This is a genomic window from Paenibacillus sp. FSL M7-1414, assembly GCF_038003195.1.
Classification (GTDB): Bacteria; Bacillota; Bacilli; order Paenibacillales; family Paenibacillaceae; genus Paenibacillus; species Paenibacillus amylolyticus.
Window position 1 is genome coordinate 1,888,874 of sequence record NZ_JBBOOS010000001.1, and the last position, 19,959, is coordinate 1,908,832.

Below are 19,959 nucleotides of genomic sequence, written 5' to 3' on the forward strand. Positions count from 1 at the left end.
TAGCATTAGAGGATCGATGTGACTTTTTTGTGATTACAGCTTAGAATCAACATACAGACTTGAAGGAGGGCACAACTGTGACTACACCTGATCGTACACGCGTCACCGTAGAGATCTACGGGACTTCCTATAAACTGGTTGGCAGCAGTGCCGACTATATGAAACAAGTAGCTAACCTGGTGGATGAGCGTATGGGCGCAATCTCCAAGCAAAATTCCCGTCTGGATACTCCGCGTATTGCGGTACTGGCGGCTGTACATATGGCTGAACAGTCTCTTCAGACTCAGGAAATCCGTAATGAACTGAAGATGCTCACTGGAGAACGTACAGAACTGAGAAACGAATTGAATCGGTTAAACGCCATACAAAATGAACATCAACAAGAATTGGAACGGCGTGACCAGGCTCTTGCTGATTTGCAACAGCTGAAGATTGAAGCAGAGCAGGCGTTGCAAAAGTCCGAATCGGACAAAAATTCAGAGATAGCCAAGTTGAATAAGCTGCTGGAGCAAGAACGCGCTCAAGCAACGGAGCGAGTGCAGAAATTGCAGGCCCAAGCGACAGCACAACTGAAGGAAGCAGAAGCCAAGGGAACGAAACAGCTGAAGGAAATGGAAGAGAAAGCGGCTAACCAGCTTAAAAATGCACAGGCACAGGCTGCTTCCCAGCTCAAAGAAGCTCAGAACCGTTCTGTAGCCGAATTGCAGCAGGCGCAGGCCAAAGCTGCGGCGCAATATAAAGAGTTGCAGGACAAGACTGCAGCTCAATTAAAAGAAGCCGAAAGCCGTGCCGTTGCAGAACGTCAACAGATTGAAGCCAAGGCTGCGCAGCAGGTCCAGACAGCCAAGGAAGAAGCCGAGTCGGCCATTTTGTCCGAGTTGGAGCAGGCAGAGAGCAATCTGAAGAAAGCTCAGGAAGAGGCAGCGCTGCAATATAACGAACTTCAGCAACAGATGGAACTTCGTCTTCAACAGGCTGAAGAAAAAGCGCTACAACAGACACAAGAGCTCACGGATCAGGCGAATCAGGAACGGGCTGACTTGCAGGAACAAGCGGAGCAGAAGCGCCTGACTGAGATAAATCAGTTGAATGCGGAGTTCAAGGCGTTATCCGAGCAGTTGGAACTCGAATGGATGGAAAAAGAAGCAACCCTCGAGGAACAATTGCAGCAAGCCAAGGAAGCAGCAACGTCCCAGGCAAAAGAAGCCGAAGCGGCGGCAGAGGCCTTGTTGCAAGAAGAACAGGGCAAGCTCAAGCAGCAACTTGAGGACCAACGTAAACAGGCGGAGACTCGACTATTAGATGTCGAAGAGCAATTAGAAGAAGTGATGACCCAGCTCATCAGTGCACAGGACATGGTTGCAGAGCAAGAACAGCAGCTTCAGCACGAGCGTGGTCAATTGGAATCGTTACGTCATGAGCATGGGGTCCGTAAACAGGAGCAGGAAGTTCAGACTCGCCGAATTACGGAACTGGAGCAACAACTGGAGCAGTTGAAAGAGGACCGTTCCCAGTTGCAGGAGCTACTGCGTGAAACGGAACAGGCTGCCCAGCAATCCCGTGATTCACAGGAACAATGGAAGCAGAAGTATAATGAAACTGTGGATAGAGAAACCTCTCTCACAGCACAGCTACGCAAACTTCAGGAGCAACATGCACAGCTTGAACAGGAAGTTCAGAAGCTTCGTGAGGCTGAAGTGAAGTCGGAAGAGGAACAGCGCAGGTTGCATAAGGTGCTTGAACAGGCTCATGCTGCGGTGCGTACATTGCAGCATGAGATCGGCACGCTTACGGAACGTGAGCAGTCCTGGAAGGACCTTGCTGAGCAGCGATTGGCTGAGATCGGAGACCTGGAGAATCAGATTCTTGAAGTTGCTGAACAAAATGAAACGTTGGAGTCTGGTGTGCAATCCCTTCATGATGAATTGTCCGTGGTGAAGGAAGAGTCTCGTTTCAACCATGAAGAGGCTGTGCAATACCAGAAGGATGCAGAGCTTTTGGAAGAGAAACGCAATCAGCTTGAAGTTGAGCTAAATGTTGTTCGGGAAGAGCTGAACCGACTTCAGGATAACTATAAACAAATCCGTAATGATTACAGTGATGCATTACAACGGGAAGAGAATTACAGTTCCAAGCTGGATGAATTGAGCAAGGAGAAACAAGAGATTGTGAGCTCACTTGAAGAAGCGAGACAGTCTTCGGCTAAACTTTCCGAGCGTTACTCTGAGCAAGAGAGCCGGCTAGCCCAGACTGAGGAAGAAGCGTTGGAATGGCAGATCAAATACGAAGAACTGTCAGCCAAACAGACCGAGTTGGCATCCCGTCTGGAGCAGTTGACAAGACGTGAAGAAGAACTTCGCTCAAGTGTTGAACAAGCAGAGCAGAACGACCAGGTGTGGCAACGCCGTGCAGATGAATGGGCGGCTCAGGAACAATCCTGGCAGGAACGCTGGGCTACACTTGAGAATGAACTGACGGTTTGGAAGAGAGAAAGTGCTGCAAGTAGTGAGTTGCTGGAGGGACTGGAGCAAGAACGACAGCAACTGGACAAGTTACGTGCAGAAGCGACCCAAGAGAAAGAGATCATGGAAACTGAACTGCTTGAGATGGGGGAGCGTTACGAACTAGCGGCCAATCAATTACGTTTGTTACAGGTTGAACGTGAAATGGAGCAGGAGAAGGCAGAGCAGCTGAACACGGAATATCGTCAGTTGCATGATGAATATACGAAATTGCAGACGGAATATAACGAATGGATTGAATTGATTGAACAGGACCAGGCCTAGCGGAATGAATGTAGCAGAACTGGCTCGTGGGCAACGTACTCTGGTACAATTTGTTATACTAAAGAAGGAGCTCCCGTCGCTGCGGGGGCTCCTTGTCTTGAATACTATTCTTCAACGATAATTTTGGAGATCATGCTGCTGTGTCCTGAACCACAGAAGACAGAACAGGACATTTCAAACTCACCAACTTTGTCCGGGGTTATGACTTTGGAGCTATTTCTGGTATCCAGTTGAAGATTCAGCTCAGGCACAAGGATACCGTGATTTCCGTTTTCATTTTTATAAACAATGTTAACGGGAACGCCTTTTTTAAGATGGTACTCAGGTTGATCGAATTCATAGTTACTCGCCTTGATGACCAATTCTTCACTGGCTGTAACTCCAGCATCCGCATCGGATCCATTGCTGCCAGATTCTGCGGACTGTTTTGCTCCTCCACATGCAGTGAGGACCAGAATTAACATACAGGCAGCAAGCCATGTTATGCCTTTCTTCATCATGTGCCTCCTTAAAGCGTGATATGGATAAAATTTGAATGATTGCTCCAGTCATCATACCGCAATATGTGGATGCCTGTACACGCTGCGTATGTCGTTTTCTTGAAAATTGTACATGTACGGCAGAGCGTGTGTACTGCCCGAATGAAATAAACCCCTTCCGGCACAGGGCCTTCAGAGGTTTAGGAGAATACATGGGGACGTTAGGGTGAAGTGGAGATTAACTTTTGGAGCTTCGTCCGGCATCAAAAGGGGTGGATACCGGGATGAAGAGATCGATAATCCCGATAACCAGCGCAGCGAGAATGGCACCGAGCAGGCTGACTTCAACATGATCTACAACATATTGACCAAGCCAAATCACCAGTGCGCTAACGATAAATCCGACAATACCGCGACCAAACGGGTTGACTCTTTTGCCGAAGATACCTTCAACGATCCAGCCGAGCAGGGCAATGACAAGAGCAAGCAACAGAGCGCTCCAGAAGCCACCAACGGCGAATCCGGGAACGATCCAGCTGACCACCATTAATACAATTGCAGCGATGACAAATCGCACGACATGTCCCAGGAAATTCATGGTGTTTACCTCCTTTTATTCGGATTGAACTGAGCAGGGCAACTCCAAGGGGATGGAGAGGTTGCACAATCCTGACACCTGTAGTTTGTGGTGTTATGGTTGAAGTTATGTGTGGAAGGATTCGTTAAATAGCGTAAGAAAGTTTCTTTCGTTATAATACAGATATAGTTTGGAAGGAGTTGTACACTTGGACACGAAAATTTTACACACACTGGAATATCGCAAAATTTTAAATACATTGCTTAGCTTTGCCCAGACGACCATGGGAAAAAAGAAAGCGGAGCAACTTGAACCAAGCAGTGAACTTGAAGAAGTGAAGCGGTTGCTGCAGCAAACCGATGAAGCCTTCACATTTGATCGCTTGAAAGGCTCACCGTCGTTTGGGGGAATTGTAGATATTACGGCTTCCATCAAACGTGCTGAAATTGGAGGCACACTTAACCCTCACGAACTTTTGGGAATATCCAATACAACCTTTGCAGCGCGGCGATTGAAACGTCAGATTGGTACTTTGCATGAAGATGAGCCCATCGAATCATTGTTCTATATCAGTGATCAACTGTCAGAGCAAAAAACGCTTGAGGATGCCATCAAAATCTGTATTGACGATAATGCAGAGGTTGCCGACAGTGCAAGCGTAACGTTGGCGCAGATTCGTCGTGAGCTGCGAGGCGGAGAAGCGCGGATTCGCGAAAAACTGGATTCCATGATTCGATCCTCTACCGTATCCAAGATGCTTCAGGATCAGCTCATCACCATCAGAGGAGACCGTTTTGTTATCCCGGTGAAAGCTGAATATCGTTCGTACTTTGGCGGGATTGTGCACGATCAATCCGGTTCGGGTGCGACATTGTTCATTGAGCCGGAATCCATTGTTGCAATGAACAACAAATTACGCGAGACCCGGATTCGGGAAGAACGCGAAATAGAAATTATTTTGCAGAAATTGACGGCACTTGTCAGTGAGCAGGGAGAGTGGCTGTTGTATGATGTCGACTTGCTGGGATCACTTGATTTTATCTTTGCCAAAGCACGTCTGGCTCGTGAACTGAAAGCAACATTGCCTCGCATGAATGACCGCGGGTTCCTGAAGCTCAAGAAAGGCCGTCATCCACTGATTCCGATTGAAAACGTAGTTCCAATTGACATAGAGTTGGGCAATGATTACACATCCATTATCGTGACAGGTCCCAATACAGGTGGTAAAACGGTAACGCTCAAAACAATTGGATTGCTGAGCCTGATGGCAATGTCCGGTTTATTTGTTCCGGCTGAGGATGGCAGTCAGTTATGTGTATTTGATGCGATCTATGCAGACATTGGGGACGAGCAGAGTATCGAGCAGAATCTGAGTACTTTCTCCAGTCATATGACCAACATCATTCGCATTCTGAAAAACATGACACCAAAAAGTTTGGTATTGCTTGATGAACTTGGCGCAGGGACAGATCCGGCTGAAGGTTCCGCACTGGCGATCTCCATGCTGGAGCATATGCACCGGACGGGATGTCGCATGGTTGCAACCACTCACTACAGTGAACTGAAAGCATACGCATATGAGCGTAAAGGTGTCATTAATGCCAGCATGGAATTTGACATCAACACACTGAGTCCAACCTATCGCCTTCTGGTGGGTGTACCTGGACGAAGTAATGCATTTGCCATTGCAGAGCGACTGGGATTGCCGGGTTACATTCTCGACTACGCCCGTGGCGAAGTGAAGGAAGAGGATCAACGGATTGAACACATGATTGCTTCTCTTGAAGAGAACCGTCTTACGGCTGAACAAGAGCGTGAGAAGGCAGAGAGCTTGCGCCAGGATATGGAGAAATTACGCAGTCGTCACCAGACCGAACTGGAGAAACTGGAACAGCAACGTGATCGCCGGATTGAAAAAGCAGAAGAAGATGCACGCAGTATTGTGGACAAGGCTCGCGCGGAAGCGGAGAAGATTATAGCAGATCTTCGCCTGTTGGCTATGGAAGAAGGTGCTTCCGTGAAGGAGCACAAACTCATTGCTGCCCGCAAACAGCTGGACGAGGCTGAACCGGAGAAACGCAGAAAAACGGTTAAGAAAACGGCAACAGCGCCGAAGACTCGTGCTATCGGTCCTGGTGATGAAGTGCTTGTCTACAGTTTGAATCAAAAAGGCCATGTTGTAGAGATGGCGGGCAGCAAAGACGCTATGGTACAACTGGGGATTATGAAAATGAAAGTATCCCTGGATGACCTGGAACTGCAGCAATCGGCTCCCGCAGCCAAACCGAAACAAAAACCGGTAACGGGTATGAAGCGCACACGTGATGACAATGTGAAAAGTGAATTGGATCTGCGTGGTACCAACCTGGAAGAAGCCCTGATGGAGACAGACCGGTTCATTGATGAAGCTTTCCTTGCCAACCTGGGCCAAGTTTATATTATTCATGGTAAAGGTACAGGAATTTTACGTTCCGGTATTCAGGATTACCTGCGTAAGCATAAACATATTAAAAGCTACCGGCTGGGCAATTACGGAGAAGGCGGGAACGGTGTGACCGTCGCAGAATTGGAATAGCCGGTCCATGAATCAATGATATTCTGCAACCTTATTCATGAAGGTCGCAGATGGAGAGAGGGGAACGGTGCGTGATAGAAAGCATTGACCAATTGCTGTCTCATCCCTTGGGGATGGTACTCGGTTTTTTCTCGGTAGCGATTATGGAGCTGCTTGTATTTCTGGCTTGCTTCGAACTGGTGACCAAGTATAAATGCTGGACGGAGATCAAGAAGGGCAATGTGGCCGTTGCGATGGCTACAGGAGGTAAGATCTTCGGGATCTGCAACGTATTGCGGTTCTGCATACAAGCGAAATCTTCGGTATATGAAGCCATGACGTGGTCATTTGTAGGGTTTATCCTTCTGCTCATTGCCTATTTTTTGTTTGAATTCCTGACACCCGTGTTCTCCATTGATAAGGAGATCGAATCGGATAACCGAGCTGTCGGATTGATATCCATGATTATTTCAGTCTCGCTGTCGTTTGTAATTGGCGCGAGCATTATCTAGGGGGACCGGTCATGAAGATATTGATACGAATTCTGTTTGCGGCATCGATCGTGTTTTTTGCCATCGGTGTCATCTATGTAATGAATACATGATTATATGAAAGAGAAAGGTTGATCAATATGGAAACAACAGTATGCCCTTGGTGTCAGACGGAGATTGTATGGGATGAGGAGCTCGGTCCTGAAGAAGAGTGTCCTTATTGCCACAATGAGTTAAAAGGATACCGTACACTCAACATTAACATCGATGATGAAGAGAACGATGAAGCTGAGGACGACATCTATGATGTAGACGATGTAACGAACGAGAAACAGACTACGGATCTTTCGGATCTGTGGGGGGATGAAGTCGAACTCAAATTGCCGGAATTGCGAACGTTAACCAAATACGCGGATGAAGGTAATGATCTCATTCAGTATGAACAAGGTGTACAGAAGCAACTTGATCATCAAGAAGAAGTACCTGAGTGCCCGAATTGCCGGGAATTCATGATTCTCGCAGGTACACAAGTTGCAACGCAGGATAACTTCACACCAGTTGCTAACGCAGCTTCAGGCGAAGGGTCACTATTGGCATCACCGTTTAAAGTATTGACCTATGTATGCTCGGGATGTTTCCAAGTTCAATACAGTCTGTCTGAGGAAGATCGTCTGCGTCTGATCAAGAACCTGAGTACGCAGGAATAAACATTTCGGAGATTCTAACCAATTTCATAGCAATCCTGAAGATTCATCATGTTTTCCTCTTGCTTGGGGCACGTTAACCCTAAGACCTACCTGTACATAGTTCAATTCAGGTGGATGAAGGAGGAGCAGATGAAGATTACTTTAGGCCGACAATCCATTCTGCTTTTGGGCGTGAATGGATTGTTTGCGTTAGCCGGAGCGCTGTCGGGAACCTTTTTGAATGTGTTTCTGTGGAAAAGCCGTCCGGATTATGCCATGTTGGGGTGGTTCACTCTCAGCCAGCAACTGGCCATTGGACTGACATTCTGGCTTGCTGGCAAATGGGTCAAGGAACATAATAAAATGAGTGCACTACGACTAGGTACTGCGCTGTCCGGCATATTTTATATGATAGTCCTCTGGGCTGGTTCCAAAGCTGTAGACTGGATATGGCCTCTGGGTATGCTACTAGGTTGTTCCTTGGGGTTATTCTGGATTGCATTTAATGTTGTGTATTTTGAAATAACGGATCGGGAAAACAGGGATTTATTCAATGGCTGGGTCGGGTTACTTGGTTCGATGACAGGAATTATAGGTCCATGGTTCTCCGGTCTGATTATTACTCGCATGACAGACAACACAGGATATCGGCTCATCTTCACGGTATCACTCGTTATTTATGTCATAGCAGTAGTTTTTAGTTTTTTTCTGAAAAAAAGAAAGGTGAGCGGTACATACCGCTGGTCGGAACCTTGGATACAGCTATCCAAGCGGGATAGTCCCTGGAGGACCTTAGGCTTGGGTTTATTCGCTCAGGGTGCACGTGAAGGTGTCTTTGCCTTCCTGATTGCACTGCTTGTATATTTGGCTACCGCACAGGAGTACAAATTGGGGCAGTTCTCACTCATCACTTCAGCTGTGGCACTAGTAAGTTATTGGGCAGCCGGGAAATGGTTCAAACCACAGTATAGATCAAAAGGCATGTTCATTGGAGCCCTCATTCTGCTTGTTGTGCTTCTTCCTCTTCTCTGGAAAGTGACCTATGGTACGCTGTTAATCATGGGGATTGGGAGTGCTGTTGCGATGCCGTTATATGTATTACCGATGATATCAGCGGGATTCGACATGATGGGCACAAGTGGCGAAAATGTGGAGAAAAGGGTTGAACTTGTCGTTTTGAGAGAGTTATGCCTGATGCTTGGCAGACTATGTGGGTTGGCCATATTTATTGTGACGGTCTTAAATGCTCCGTCTCTACGCATGTTAACCTGGCTTATTATTGTCCTTGGTGCTTCTCCGCTAATTGGATGGATCTTTATGCGCAAGTTATTGAACCGAACGGAAGGACAAGAGCCCTCGGCTTAGCAGGCTTATATAAACAGGGTACAGCGGCGGGAAAAGAGAACTTTCCGTGTGCTGTACCCTGTTTGTAGTTGTATTGATTCAGTTGTTGGTTAGACAGGAGATGGTTTATTTGTACGTGTGAGAGAGAACAGATCCATATCAGGGTTTTGTTTGCCAGTAATAGCATCCACAATTAAGGAAGCAGCAATCATGCTGTATACGGTCCCGTTACCTCCATACCCTTCTACAAAGTACGAATTCGGATAGTCTGGGTGTGGACCGATTAACGGAAGACCGTCATGGGTGCTTCCAAAGACAGCCTCCCAAGCGTAATCGACTTCGAGATCAGGTAATGGGAAATACTCGGCAATCTTCTGTAGCAAAATCTCACCTTTATGAACCGCTTTGATAGCCCGTTGTTCTTCTCGAGGACGATTCTCATCAAGTCCACCTGCAATAATTCTTCCGTCTGGAGTTGTGCGCATATATAGATAAGGTCGTTCGGTCTCCCATATCATGCATTGCTTATACCAGCTACTGAGATCCTGTAGTGGCTTGGTAGCGATAGCATAGGTGCTTTGAAGATATGCGCCCCTGTCCTTTTTAATTTCTTGTGTTTCATAGCCTGTTGAGAAAATAACATGTTTGGCACGTACAGTGCCATGAGGTGTGTAACATAGGACACCATTTTCATCATAATCACAATGGGTGAATTCACTATGAGCATAGACTCTTGCTCCTTGACGTGAGGCTGAGTGGAATAGTGAGTGAACCAAACGATAGGGATTAACCTCAGCATCCCCGCTTGTGTATAATGCAGCACGTTTGCTGAACGGGAAAAGTGCACTGATTTTTTCCTGATCCCACAGCTCCACATCAAATCCATAATGTTTCAGGTTACGATATTCTTCCTCCAGCAACGATACATCTTCCTCGTTACTGGCACAATAGAGACTTGTGCGAGGCACAAACCAAGGATCAATCTCAAGCTTCGATGAAATTTTTTCGAGATGGTGCATGGCATCCCGGCATAATTCGTAGAATCGAACACCGCGCTCTTCTCCAAATGTCTCGATACAAGAGGTGAGCGTTTTGTCATTTGTATATTGGAGCAGGCCCGTATTTGCCATACTACTGCCATAACCGATATTTCTTTTGTCAATAACAACGGTGTCAATCCCCTGATCCGTCAAAAGCTTGGCAGACAACGCGCCTCCCATTCCACCACCGATGATTAGACAATCACAGGACAGGTTTTCTTGCAAAACAGGATAATGGGGATGGGAAGTAAAGGTAGTTGGCCAAAATGTTTTTCCGTTAATAAGTTCCATTATTGATCACCTCTGTTGAATATAGTTGAAGTATACTTTTTCAGGTTAGGGTAACAATAAATTCGCAATAACTTTAGATTAAGGAGGTCAGATATACATGCAAAACTCACAAATGCAAGCACTGAGCCCCAAGGAACTGAACTATATTGCGGATTCAATTTCCAATGAGGAAATGTTAATCAAACAATGTGCAGCTACAGCCTCCATCACACATAATCCGCAAATTCAACAGGCGCTGAATCATTATGTTCGCTCACATGAGCAGCATCTGAATACTCTTGTCAATTCGTTACAGCAACATCAATCTCTTGCACCAGCGCAATCACAGTAAAGTTCAAAACATGACAAGTTATTTTAAAGTATAGGAGGAAAATACGTGTACACTCAATCTTTGTCATCTGGTGGAAATTTTATGCAGGAGCAGGATCTGCTGAAGTCGATTCTTGCAGATTTAAGACGAACCTCACGCGAATATACGACTGCGACAACGGAAGCTTCCTGCCCCATGACACGTCGAATGTTCACAGACCTGACGAACGATACCCTAAGATTACAAGGGGAACTGTTCAATCTGATGCAGCAAAACAACATGTATTCTGTCTCATCCAAGGCACTTCGTCAGGATGTGGACAAGCAAATTCAGTCCGCCCACCAGACCCAACAAAAGTGTCAGCAGTTCATTCAGGAAAAGAATACGCAGAACAGTTCATATAGCCAAGCTCCTAATGTGCCGCAGCATCAACCGAATTACGGTAACCCTTATTACATGTAACCTTTGCAAAAGAGGTTTGAAGCACCTAATGGTAAAGGACCATACCACCGCTTGCCTGAATTCAGGGCAGGCGGTCTTTTGTCTATGCATCAACGTCAAATTCATGTAATATAAGTATTAATTCATTTTCAGGAACCTGGATGATGCTGGAGGGAAAACCATGAAAGATTTGAACGATCTGCAATTAAAAGTTCTGGATCTGCTAAAGGAAGACGCGAGAAGGACTCCCGCACTGCTGTCGACGCTGCTGGGGGAGTCGGAAGACAAGATCAAGAACGCCGTGGCACAGCTAGAACAAGACCACGTCATCGTGAAATACGCAACCGTCGTGAACTGGAGCAAAATAGATGATGAAAAAGTAACGGCCCTGATTGAAGTGCAGATCACGCCGGAGCGTGGTCGTGGTTTTGAAGGGATTGCCGAACGTATTTATCTCTATCCGCAAGTGAAGTCCGTATATCTCATGTCCGGTGCATACGATCTGCTCGTTGAAGTGGAAGGTGGCAACCTGCGTGAAGTCGCTAATTTTGTGTCGGAGAAACTGTCTCCGATAGACTCTGTACTTTCAACCAAAACGAATTTTATTCTTAAAAAATATAAGCAGGACGGGATTATCTTTGAAGACCATCAGGAAGACAACCGTCTCATGATCTCGCCGTAAAGGAAGATGTGTCATGATAGTGAATGAACAGACAACCGGGAACAACAAGAAAATGACATCTTATCTGGCACCCCTCGTGCAGCAGATACCTCCATCCGGAATTCGTAAATTTTTTGATCTGGTTGGAGACAACAAGGATATTATCACTTTGGGTGTGGGTGAACCTGATTTTGTTACCCCTTGGCATATGCGTGAAGCTTGTGTATACTCGCTGGAAAGAGGTATGACCAGTTACACATCCAACGCAGGTATGCCGAAGTTGAGAGAAGCCATTAGTGAATATCTGGATACTCAGTTTGATACCAAATACGATCCCAAGGATGAGATTATTGTTACGGTGGGTGGCAGTGAAGCGATTGACCTGGCTTTGCGCGCATTAATCGTACCTGGTGACGAGATTCTCATTCCTGAACCTTCGTACGTGGCGTATTCACCAATCGCTTCAATCGGTGGCGGTATACCAGTTGGTGTTGATACCTATGCGAAAGATCAGTTCAAGTTAACGGCCGAAGCACTTGAAGCTGGTATCACACCGAAGTCGAAAGTGGTTATTCTGTGTTATCCGAGTAATCCGACTGGAGCCATCATGACGTATGAAGAGTGGCTGCCTATTGCTGAAGTGATTAAAAAGCATGATCTGATTGTGATCGCGGATGAAATTTACGCTGAATTGACGTATACGCAAAAACATGTTAGTTTTGCAGCTATCCCTGACATGAAGGAGCGGACTATTCTCGTAAGCGGATTTTCGAAGGCTTTTGCAATGACAGGTTGGCGGATCGGTTACATGTGTGGTCATCCTGAGCTTATTGCAGCCATGCTCAAAATCCATCAGTATACGGTAATGTGTGCGCCGGCCATGGGTCAGGTTGCTGCACTTGAGGCGTTGACGAATGGTTTGGGTGAGAAAGATCGGATGGTAGAATCGTATAATCAGCGTAGACGTTTAATTGTGCAGGGCTTCAGAGATATTGGACTTGATTGTCATGAACCTCAGGGAGCATTCTATGCATTCCCGAGCATTCAAAAGACGGGTATGAGTTCAGACCTGTTTGCTGAGCGATTGTTAACGGAGAATAAAGTGGCTGCTGTTCCGGGCAATGTTTTTGGCCCTCAGGGTGAAGGCTTCTTGCGTTGTTCTTATGCTACTTCTGTAACCCAATTAAATGAAGCTTTGGAACGAATCGGAAACTTTGTTTACAAACTGCAAAAAGAGGGTTAATACTAAAGTAGAATCTTTTTACAAATGTGACATTTTTATCATTGGAAAAAAATAACTTTCTTTTACAAAATAATGTGTTATAATTTCAATTTGAAATAAGTTTTCATAAATTTGGAAACCATTTTTCCAAGGAGGGGTTAGCTTTGTTTTGTGTTGAATATGATTTACCGACGAATCGTGGGCACTATCTGGCAGAAGGCGATCATGGCGACCGATGGTCGGTGAAACCCGATAACGCATCTTTGCATGACATTTCCTTGGAAGATGAAATTCATATGCTTCGTCGCAAGATGGAACAGATCTTCCTCGAAGAGAAATCATTCACATCCGATATTGTAATTGAAATCAGCAGTTTGCTGGATTTAAAGATTAATGAATATATGAAGGCTAACCCGATTAAAGCAAAATAACGTTTATGCTGGATTGAAACGTTTCATTAATCGAATTAGAAAGTAAAGAAAGGGAGACCTGAGAAGGTCTTCTTTTTTTGTGTGAAAGGGCAGGGTGATCCCCCGATAAGCCAGGTTATTTTTTTGCGTGGAACAATTGTGATATATTGGACATAGGAGACTAAAGGGGGAACTGGAATGAAGAGATTTTGGGGGCTTACTGCAATCATTTCTATCGTTTTTCTGCTTGCTGGTTGTGGAGGTAAAGATGGTTTTTCCATATTCATCATTGATAACCAAGGAAATCCATCTGTAATCTCAGAGCAGTTACAGGCCAATCTGCAACAGAAACTGGGCGAGGAACCCAAGGTAGAAGTGATCACCAGTGCGATGTATGATGTTCAGAAAATTATGGTAGAATATGCGGCTGGAGGACATGATATCTTCATATTGCCTGAAACCGACATGAAACAATACGGAAGTAATGGCTCCAATGTTCCGCTGGATGATACTTTTGATCCCAAGAAGTTTGAACGGGGTGTATTTGAGGGTGGAGTATTGGTAGAGAAGGGTGAAGGAGATGGAGGTTCAGATCTCAAGCAAGAATCACATCTTTACGGCATTCCACTCGAAGATATGAAAATGTTTAAAGATGTAGAATATGCTGCGAGCAATTTGTTCGCTACCATTCCAGTGTCATCTTCTAATGTCGAAGAATCCAAAAAAGTGCTGAAGGCGCTGACAGAGTAAAGAAAATTCAGAATGGCTATGGAAGGAGGGAAGCGGATTGCTGATTACGGTCACAGGCGGCATAGGTAGTGGTAAAACCCGGTTTGCCCTCAAGTACGCAGCCGGGATTAGCCGGGAGGGTGTATATTTATCCACCGGTGATCATGATCCCGTTATTCCCGAATTGCCATCCGCTCATTATCGTGCCATTCATGCCGGGAACGGTCAGCATCTGACAGAGGTGATCACCCAGATTAATCGGGAATCCAATCTGTTTTTGGCGGATCAGCGAATTGTAATTGTAGACAGTCTGACCTCCTGGATGGCTGCCGGTTTCAGGGCAACAAAGGATCTGGATCATCAGCGTTCAGAGACACAGCTTTTGCTTGATGCATTATTGTCTTATCAGGGGAAGTTGCTTGTGATTACCAATGAAATGCATGGCACATTGCATCCTACCGAGGAAGAACGAATATTTACAGCGAGAATGGCTTCGGTTAATCGGATGCTGCAGATACATGCTGAAAAGATGTACTTGCTGGTATCTGGTCTGGCTATCGATCTTAAAAGTCAGGGTATGCGAAATGAAGATGAACGATAGCGAGATGACATAAACGGGTGATATAAAGAAGCCTCCTTAACCACGAATTGGTGGCGAGGAGGCTTTATTTATTAAGCTATTCTTTTTATTTCTGCTTTTTGCTACGTCTGATCCACCAGATGATACATCCGATGAGAATGATGGCCAGAATGACATACACTACAATGGAATAGACGTCCATAAAGTGCAAAATGCTCTCCCATGAAGCGCCAAGCGCAGCACCAACGCAGACTAGAATGACATTCCAGATCAATGTACCAATGGTTGTGAAGAGAAGGAATAAACCAAATTTCATATTGGACATGCCTGCGGGAATGGAGATAAGACTACGAACGAGGGGAACCATTCGGCAGAATAATACGGTCCACATGCCATATTTGTCAAACCATGCATCGACACGGTGAATATCCTCTTTTTTGATGCGCAGAACATGTCCCCAGCGTTCCACAATTTTCTCAAGGCGTTCGACGTCAATGAGTAGACCAATACCATACAGGATCACAGCACCAAAGACAGAACCAATAGTTGCGGCGATAATAACTCCTGGAAGAGTGAGACTGGTATAGGTGGTCATAAATCCGCCAAACGGCAAGATGATTTCGGATGGAATCGGGGGAAATACGTTCTCAAGAGCAATAATGAGTGCAATGCCTATGTAGCCGTATTGTTCCATGAAATCGGTTATCCAGTTTTGCATAATCGTCTCCTTTACTTTTGGTTTCCTTTGATTTGTCGTATACTCGGCAGAGCACACCAATTCTTATATACGTGTAAAGCGATAGACGGGTTTCTGAAAAAATGGCATTCCCGTATTCATTATTATATTACCAATTGGAGGGATAACGATGGGCATATATACACGAACAGGTGACGAAGGACAGACTTCGGTCATCGGTGGACGCGTCATCAAGGATGATGACCGAGTTGAGGCTTATGGTACGATTGATGAGTTGAACTGTTTTGTAGGCCAGGCGATCAGCCTTATTGACTCGGCTCAAGGGGAATTTGAAGATCTGCGTGAACACCTGTTGGAAGTTCAGCAGGAACTGTTTGATTGCGGGTCGGATCTGGCCTTTGTGAAGATTAGTGAGACCAAATATAAGGTGAGAGATGAAATGGTCACACGTCTGGAACAATGGATCGACCAGTATGATGCAGAGAACCCAAAAGTGGAACGATTCATTATTCCTGGTGGCAGTCAGCTGTCTTCTGCTCTTCATGTGTGCCGTACTGTATGTCGTCGCGCAGAGCGTCGCACGGTAACACTTGGACAACATACAGATATTAATCCGTCTGTACGACGGTATCTAAACCGACTGTCTGATTACTTCTTCGTGGTTGCACGGACAGCCAACGCGAGACAACAGGTGGCGGATATTGAATATGTGCGGAGCAAAAAAGTCTTCCGCCGCAAAGAATGAGCCAGTATTATTCGCCGATTGTCTACACGGTGACCGAACAAGAAGATGGCTGGCTGCTGAAGACCGTGCTTCAGCGGCGGCTGCTGGTGTCGCGTAAGCTTTTGTCCAAAATTAAGCTGACGGAGCAAGGTGTCATGCTTAATGGAGAGCGCGTGTACATTAGCGTCAAGGTAGCTACGGGTGATGTCGTTGAAGTTCGGATGGAGCAAGAGGAATCGGATGATATTTTGCCCGAGCCTATTCCATTTACCGTTCTGTACGAAGATGAGCACTTGCTTATTGTCAACAAGGATGCGGGCATCATCGTTCATCCAACACATGGACATTACACGGGGACTTTGGCAAATGGCGTTGTTCATTACTGGAAAACCAAGGGCGAGCGTTTCCGGTTTAGACCGATTCATCGACTTGATCAGGAAACGTCAGGTGTGCTCGCAATAGCCAAGAACCCTTATGTGCATCAGCATGTTTCTGAACAGATGATCGCTGGAACAGTAGACAAGAAATATATTGCACTTGTGCACGGCAGCCCTGTCCCGGAACAAGGGGCAGTAGATGGCCCGATCGATCGCGATCCTGAAGAGCCACACCGCCGAATCGTAACACCTGATGGTTACGCTGCAAGAACGTTGTACACAACCTTAACACGTTGGTCAGGGGGCAGCGCCAGTGCGATAAGCCTCAAGCTGGAAAGTGGCAGAACCCATCAGATCAGGGTACATATGACGTCCATCGGCTGCCCGTTGATAGGTGATCGAATGTACAAGACACTACCTGTGCATGAGATCGATGAGCAGACCATGGCTGTTCGAGAAGAACGGGATACCTGGATCGAACGCCAGGCATTACACGCTTGTGAATTGACGTTTGAACATCCAATTCTAAAGGAACGCATAACGTTCCAAGCTCCTTTTCCAGCAGATATGGCCGCGCTAGAGAAGCGTTTGAATGATGAGGCAGCTCCCAGAGAAGAACTGTAGGAAGCTGCGAAGGGGCTCTTAGTTTTGCACCTCGTATCGCAGTTTCCTGCACAGCCTGTCCTGTTTGGAGTTCAACGCTGTTTGTCTTACCCTTGTGAGGGATGCTTAATGCACCCGAACAACATGCCGTAGGCTAATCTTTATGGTTCTATGGTTAATGTATTGATGTTTACCAATTTGATGTTAAATATTTCAAGAATTCAAATCTCAAAAGCTTTTAAGGATACAAAAGCTGTAAGATTTTGATCCGAAAAAATATAGACGAATGTGAGTTTTTGATCTCATTCGCAAAAGTCAGTAAAATTACATGGCGATGGTATCGATTTGGAGCGACTTTTGGATTTGCGAAGCAAACCAAGGGAAGCGAGAAGTCGAAACCGGAGCAGAGGAGGAACACATACCATGAGTAACTTAAAAGTATATCAATATGCCAAATGCGGCACATGCCGCAAAGCTGTAAAATGGCTTGAAGCTCAAGGACATGAGCTGGAGTTAATCCCTATTTTTGACTCACCGCCATCCGAATCTGAACTAACAGAACTCATTCAAAAGAGCGGGCTGGAAGTGAAAAAGTTCTTTAATACGAGTGGGGAAGTATACAAAGAACAACAATTGAAGGACAAGCTTCCAGGCATGTCCGCTGATGAACAGATTCGTTTACTGGCTTCCAATGGTCGACTGATCAAACGTCCGATCGTTACGGATGGAGAAAAGGTGACGGTTGGATTCAAGGAAGAAACGTATGAGCAGGAATGGAATAACGCATAAACGCGCTGAATATCAGCCTTGAATTGTTCAAAATTCAGGGCTTTTTTGGCTGAACGATGGTTGGCGGAACTATGCTATAATGATAGAATTAGTTTCGATATTTTATATGCTAGATTTAGATAGGAGAGAACAAATTCAAGTGAATCAACGTAATGAACCTACTTTGTTGCTGGTAGACGGTATGGCGGTGTTGTTCCGTGCTTTTTATGCGACATCTGCAAGCGGATATATCAGACGTACAAAGGCAGGATTGCCTACCAACGCAGTCTACGGATTTATCCGTTATTTCTGGGATGCGGTTCAGACTTTTGGGCCAAGTCATGTCGTATGTTGTTGGGATATGGGCGGTAAGACGTTCCGCGGTGAAGAATACGCAGCTTACAAAGGCAACCGGGCCGAAGCTCCGGATGACCTGATTCCCCAGTTTGCTCTGATTCGTGAAGTCATGGATAGCCTGGGTATTCCGAATATAGGTGCACAAGGATTCGAAGCCGACGATTGCATCGGGACGCTTGCGAAGTATTATACCGAAGAGACCGATATGAATGTTATGGTACTGACGGGTGACCACGACATGTTGCAACTGATCAATGACCGCACAAGTATCATTATTATGAAAAAAGGCCATGGCAACTACATGGTGTACAACCCTGAAACGCTCATGGCTGAGAAACAACTGACACCTCGTCAAGTGATTGACATGAAGGGTCTGATGGGAGATGCCAGCGACAATTATCCCGGAGTACGGGGAATTGGTGAGAAAACAGCGTTGAAGCTTGTACAGGAATACGGCTCCATTGAAGGGATTCTGAGCAACATGGATAAACTGACCCCTTCGGTGCGTAACAAGATTGAGAATGATCTGGACATGCTTCATCTGTCCCGCAAACTGGCAGAGATTCATTGTGCTGTTCCGGTTGCCTGTGCGCTGGATATCTGTGAATTGCGTCTTGATCCGGATATGGTGATGGACAAGTTTGAACAACTTGAGATGAAGAGCCTTGGCTCTTGGATGGGAGTGGCAATAGGGTGAGCAACATGAATAACGTACGAACAGGCAAAAAGTGGTGGACAGGGGCTATGGCCCTTGTCCTGGCCTTGCCCGTAATTCTTTCGGGAGCAGTAAGTGCACCACAGACAGTAGATGCCAAAGCAGCAATTAACACCAAAGTACAGAAAGTAAAAGCAGCAGGACGTAATTTTACCGTACAGACCGTTTCGATTCCAAAGGGAACACCGGTTACCGTGGGACTCGCGAAGAAGCAAGTTGGCCAGACGGCAACATTGCCATCGATTGTGAAAGCCTATGGTGCGCAAGCAGCCATTAACGGAGCGTTTTTTGAAGCATATAACGGAGCACCAGATCCATACGGTATGTTAATAGCAAATGGTAAGGTCATACATATTGGAAGATACGGAACATCCATCGGATTTAAGGAAGACGGCTCGGCGATCATGGATTCACTTCAGGTGAGTTTGACAGGTAAAGTAACGGATACAAAAGGTAAATCACGCAGTTGGTATGCCACCTTTATTAATCGAACACCTTCAGCGAACGCAAGCATTACGATGCTGTATACGCCTGAACGAGGTGCCACAGTTGGGTTCAAAGGTGGCACTGCGGTTGTCATGGAGAAAGGTATCGTGACCAAAAAAGTGCCCAATACAAATGTAGCGATTCCTAAGAATGGCTCGGTATTGGTCTTCACAGGTAATCAGAAGTCTTCTTCGGACCGTTTCACCGTTGGTTCGACCGTAGAAATGAATTATAAGTATACGAACGCAGCAGGCAAAGAGATCCCTTGGCAAGATGTAGTGACTGCTGTTGGGGCAGGGCCCCGTCTGGTAAAAGACGGCAAGGTAGCTGTCAATCCGACGAGCGAAGGTTTCAAGGATGCCAAAATTCTTAATGCTTCCGGAGCCAGAAGTGGTATTGCGATCATGGCAGACGGTTCTGTTATGCTGGCTACCGTTTCCGGAGCAACAATCAAGGAGTGGGCAGCGGTGATGCAGAAGCTTGGCGCCAAACAGGCCATGAATCTGGATGGCGGTGCTTCCTCGGGTATGTATGCCGGGGGCAAAATGCTGACTTCTCCAGGTCGGCTATTGAGTAATACACTCGTATTTGGCGGCTCTGTGCGTTAAAAGAAAGTGATTATGGGAGGTAT

The 19,959-nt window shown here is 46.0% G+C and carries 21 protein-coding genes; 17 read left to right on the plus strand and 4 right to left on the minus strand.

Annotated elements, in window-relative coordinates; translation table 11 throughout:
• Nucleotides 1–77: 77 nt before the first annotated feature.
• Nucleotides 78–2,786 carry a hypothetical protein gene (locus MHH92_RS08670; RefSeq protein WP_076252440.1) on the plus strand — a complete coding sequence of 903 codons (2,709 nt, stop codon included), beginning with the start codon at nucleotides 78–80 and terminating at the stop codon, nucleotides 2,784–2,786.
• A 104-nt stretch (nucleotides 2,787–2,890) separates the two neighbouring features.
• On the opposite strand, the gene MHH92_RS08675 is transcribed toward MHH92_RS08670, so the two are convergent.
• Together MHH92_RS08675 and MHH92_RS08680 are read right to left on the minus strand one after the other, a co-directional pair.
• Complete coding sequence (locus MHH92_RS08675) at nucleotides 2,891–3,286, minus strand: cytochrome C oxidase subunit II (RefSeq protein WP_373461337.1); 396 nt, start codon at nucleotides 3,284–3,286, stop codon at nucleotides 2,891–2,893.
• 217 nt (nucleotides 3,287–3,503) lie between these two features.
• Complete coding sequence (locus MHH92_RS08680; RefSeq protein ID WP_036610114.1) at nucleotides 3,504–3,863, minus strand: phage holin family protein; 360 nt, start codon at nucleotides 3,861–3,863, stop codon at nucleotides 3,504–3,506.
• A 187-nt stretch (nucleotides 3,864–4,050) separates the two neighbouring features.
• Here MHH92_RS08680 and MHH92_RS08685 point away from each other — a divergent pair, with 187 nt between their 5' ends.
• The 4 genes from MHH92_RS08685 (at nucleotide 4,051) to MHH92_RS08700 (ending at nucleotide 8,938) form a co-directional block, all read left to right on the plus strand.
• Nucleotides 4,051–6,417: an endonuclease MutS2 gene (locus MHH92_RS08685; RefSeq protein ID WP_047842259.1), complete on the plus strand. Its 2,367-nt coding sequence runs from the start codon at nucleotides 4,051–4,053 to the stop codon at nucleotides 6,415–6,417.
• A gap of 50 nt (nucleotides 6,418–6,467) precedes the next feature.
• Nucleotides 6,468–6,908, plus strand: coding sequence for a DUF350 domain-containing protein (locus MHH92_RS08690; RefSeq protein WP_340903233.1), 441 nt, complete (start codon nucleotides 6,468–6,470; stop codon nucleotides 6,906–6,908).
• 119 nt (nucleotides 6,909–7,027) lie between these two features.
• On the plus strand, nucleotides 7,028–7,594 hold the full coding sequence (locus MHH92_RS08695; RefSeq protein ID WP_036610107.1) for a hypothetical protein: 567 nt from the start codon (nucleotides 7,028–7,030) through the stop codon (nucleotides 7,592–7,594).
• Between the two features lie 129 nt (nucleotides 7,595–7,723).
• The gene (locus MHH92_RS08700) at nucleotides 7,724–8,938 is read left to right on the plus strand and encodes an MFS transporter (RefSeq protein WP_036610105.1); all 1,215 of its coding nucleotides are present in this window, start codon (nucleotides 7,724–7,726) and stop codon (nucleotides 8,936–8,938) included.
• An 89-nt stretch (nucleotides 8,939–9,027) separates the two neighbouring features.
• On the opposite strand, the gene MHH92_RS08705 is transcribed toward MHH92_RS08700, so the two are convergent.
• Complete coding sequence (locus MHH92_RS08705) at nucleotides 9,028–10,248, minus strand: NAD(P)/FAD-dependent oxidoreductase (protein WP_340903235.1); 1,221 nt, start codon at nucleotides 10,246–10,248, stop codon at nucleotides 9,028–9,030.
• A 97-nt stretch (nucleotides 10,249–10,345) separates the two neighbouring features.
• On the opposite strand from MHH92_RS08705, the gene MHH92_RS08710 reads away from it, so the two are divergent.
• The 7 genes from MHH92_RS08710 (at nucleotide 10,346) to MHH92_RS08740 (ending at nucleotide 14,622) form a co-directional block, all read left to right on the plus strand.
• Entirely contained in the window at nucleotides 10,346–10,579 is a 234-nt protein-coding gene (locus MHH92_RS08710; protein ID WP_340903237.1) for a hypothetical protein, read from the plus strand.
• A 45-nt stretch (nucleotides 10,580–10,624) separates the two neighbouring features.
• Nucleotides 10,625–11,020: a spore coat protein gene (locus MHH92_RS08715; RefSeq protein WP_047842263.1), complete on the plus strand. Its 396-nt coding sequence runs from the start codon at nucleotides 10,625–10,627 to the stop codon at nucleotides 11,018–11,020.
• Between the two features lie 160 nt (nucleotides 11,021–11,180).
• Entirely contained in the window at nucleotides 11,181–11,681 is a 501-nt protein-coding gene (locus tag MHH92_RS08720) for an Lrp/AsnC family transcriptional regulator (RefSeq protein WP_024628343.1), read from the plus strand.
• A gap of 13 nt (nucleotides 11,682–11,694) precedes the next feature.
• Complete coding sequence (locus MHH92_RS08725; protein WP_047842264.1) at nucleotides 11,695–12,903, plus strand: aminotransferase class I/II-fold pyridoxal phosphate-dependent enzyme; 1,209 nt, start codon at nucleotides 11,695–11,697, stop codon at nucleotides 12,901–12,903.
• Nucleotides 12,904–13,091: 188 nt separating this feature from the next.
• Nucleotides 13,092–13,313: an aspartyl-phosphate phosphatase Spo0E family protein gene (locus MHH92_RS08730; RefSeq protein ID WP_179198508.1), complete on the plus strand. Its 222-nt coding sequence runs from the start codon at nucleotides 13,092–13,094 to the stop codon at nucleotides 13,311–13,313.
• A gap of 177 nt (nucleotides 13,314–13,490) precedes the next feature.
• Nucleotides 13,491–14,042: a hypothetical protein gene (locus MHH92_RS08735; RefSeq protein WP_076252431.1), complete on the plus strand. Its 552-nt coding sequence runs from the start codon at nucleotides 13,491–13,493 to the stop codon at nucleotides 14,040–14,042.
• Between the two features lie 37 nt (nucleotides 14,043–14,079).
• Nucleotides 14,080–14,622 (plus strand): bifunctional adenosylcobinamide kinase/adenosylcobinamide-phosphate guanylyltransferase, encoded by a 543-nt coding sequence (locus MHH92_RS08740; RefSeq protein ID WP_036610092.1) that lies wholly within the window; start codon nucleotides 14,080–14,082, stop codon nucleotides 14,620–14,622.
• A gap of 85 nt (nucleotides 14,623–14,707) precedes the next feature.
• Here the strand turns inward: MHH92_RS08740 and MHH92_RS08745 are convergent, their stop codons facing one another.
• Entirely contained in the window at nucleotides 14,708–15,319 is a 612-nt protein-coding gene (locus MHH92_RS08745; RefSeq protein WP_036610090.1) for a DedA family protein, read from the minus strand.
• 148 nt (nucleotides 15,320–15,467) lie between these two features.
• Here MHH92_RS08745 and MHH92_RS08750 point away from each other — a divergent pair, with 148 nt between their 5' ends.
• The 5 genes from MHH92_RS08750 to MHH92_RS08770 all read left to right on the plus strand — a co-directional run bounded on the left by MHH92_RS08750 (nucleotide 15,468) and on the right by MHH92_RS08770 (nucleotide 19,936).
• On the plus strand, nucleotides 15,468–16,043 hold the full coding sequence (locus tag MHH92_RS08750; RefSeq protein ID WP_036610088.1) for a cob(I)yrinic acid a,c-diamide adenosyltransferase: 576 nt from the start codon (nucleotides 15,468–15,470) through the stop codon (nucleotides 16,041–16,043).
• Nucleotides 16,040–17,023, plus strand: coding sequence for an RluA family pseudouridine synthase (locus MHH92_RS08755; protein WP_340903244.1), 984 nt, complete (start codon nucleotides 16,040–16,042; stop codon nucleotides 17,021–17,023). Before MHH92_RS08750 ends, MHH92_RS08755 begins: the two co-directional genes overlap by 4 nt.
• A gap of 402 nt (nucleotides 17,024–17,425) precedes the next feature.
• Nucleotides 17,426–17,791, plus strand: coding sequence for an arsenate reductase family protein (locus MHH92_RS08760; RefSeq protein WP_017689621.1), 366 nt, complete (start codon nucleotides 17,426–17,428; stop codon nucleotides 17,789–17,791).
• 139 nt (nucleotides 17,792–17,930) lie between these two features.
• Complete coding sequence (locus MHH92_RS08765) at nucleotides 17,931–18,824, plus strand: 5'-3' exonuclease (RefSeq protein ID WP_017689620.1); 894 nt, start codon at nucleotides 17,931–17,933, stop codon at nucleotides 18,822–18,824.
• A 5-nt stretch (nucleotides 18,825–18,829) separates the two neighbouring features.
• Nucleotides 18,830–19,936 (plus strand): phosphodiester glycosidase family protein, encoded by a 1,107-nt coding sequence (locus MHH92_RS08770; RefSeq protein ID WP_306068570.1) that lies wholly within the window; start codon nucleotides 18,830–18,832, stop codon nucleotides 19,934–19,936.
• Nucleotides 19,937–19,959 lie beyond the last annotated feature (23 nt).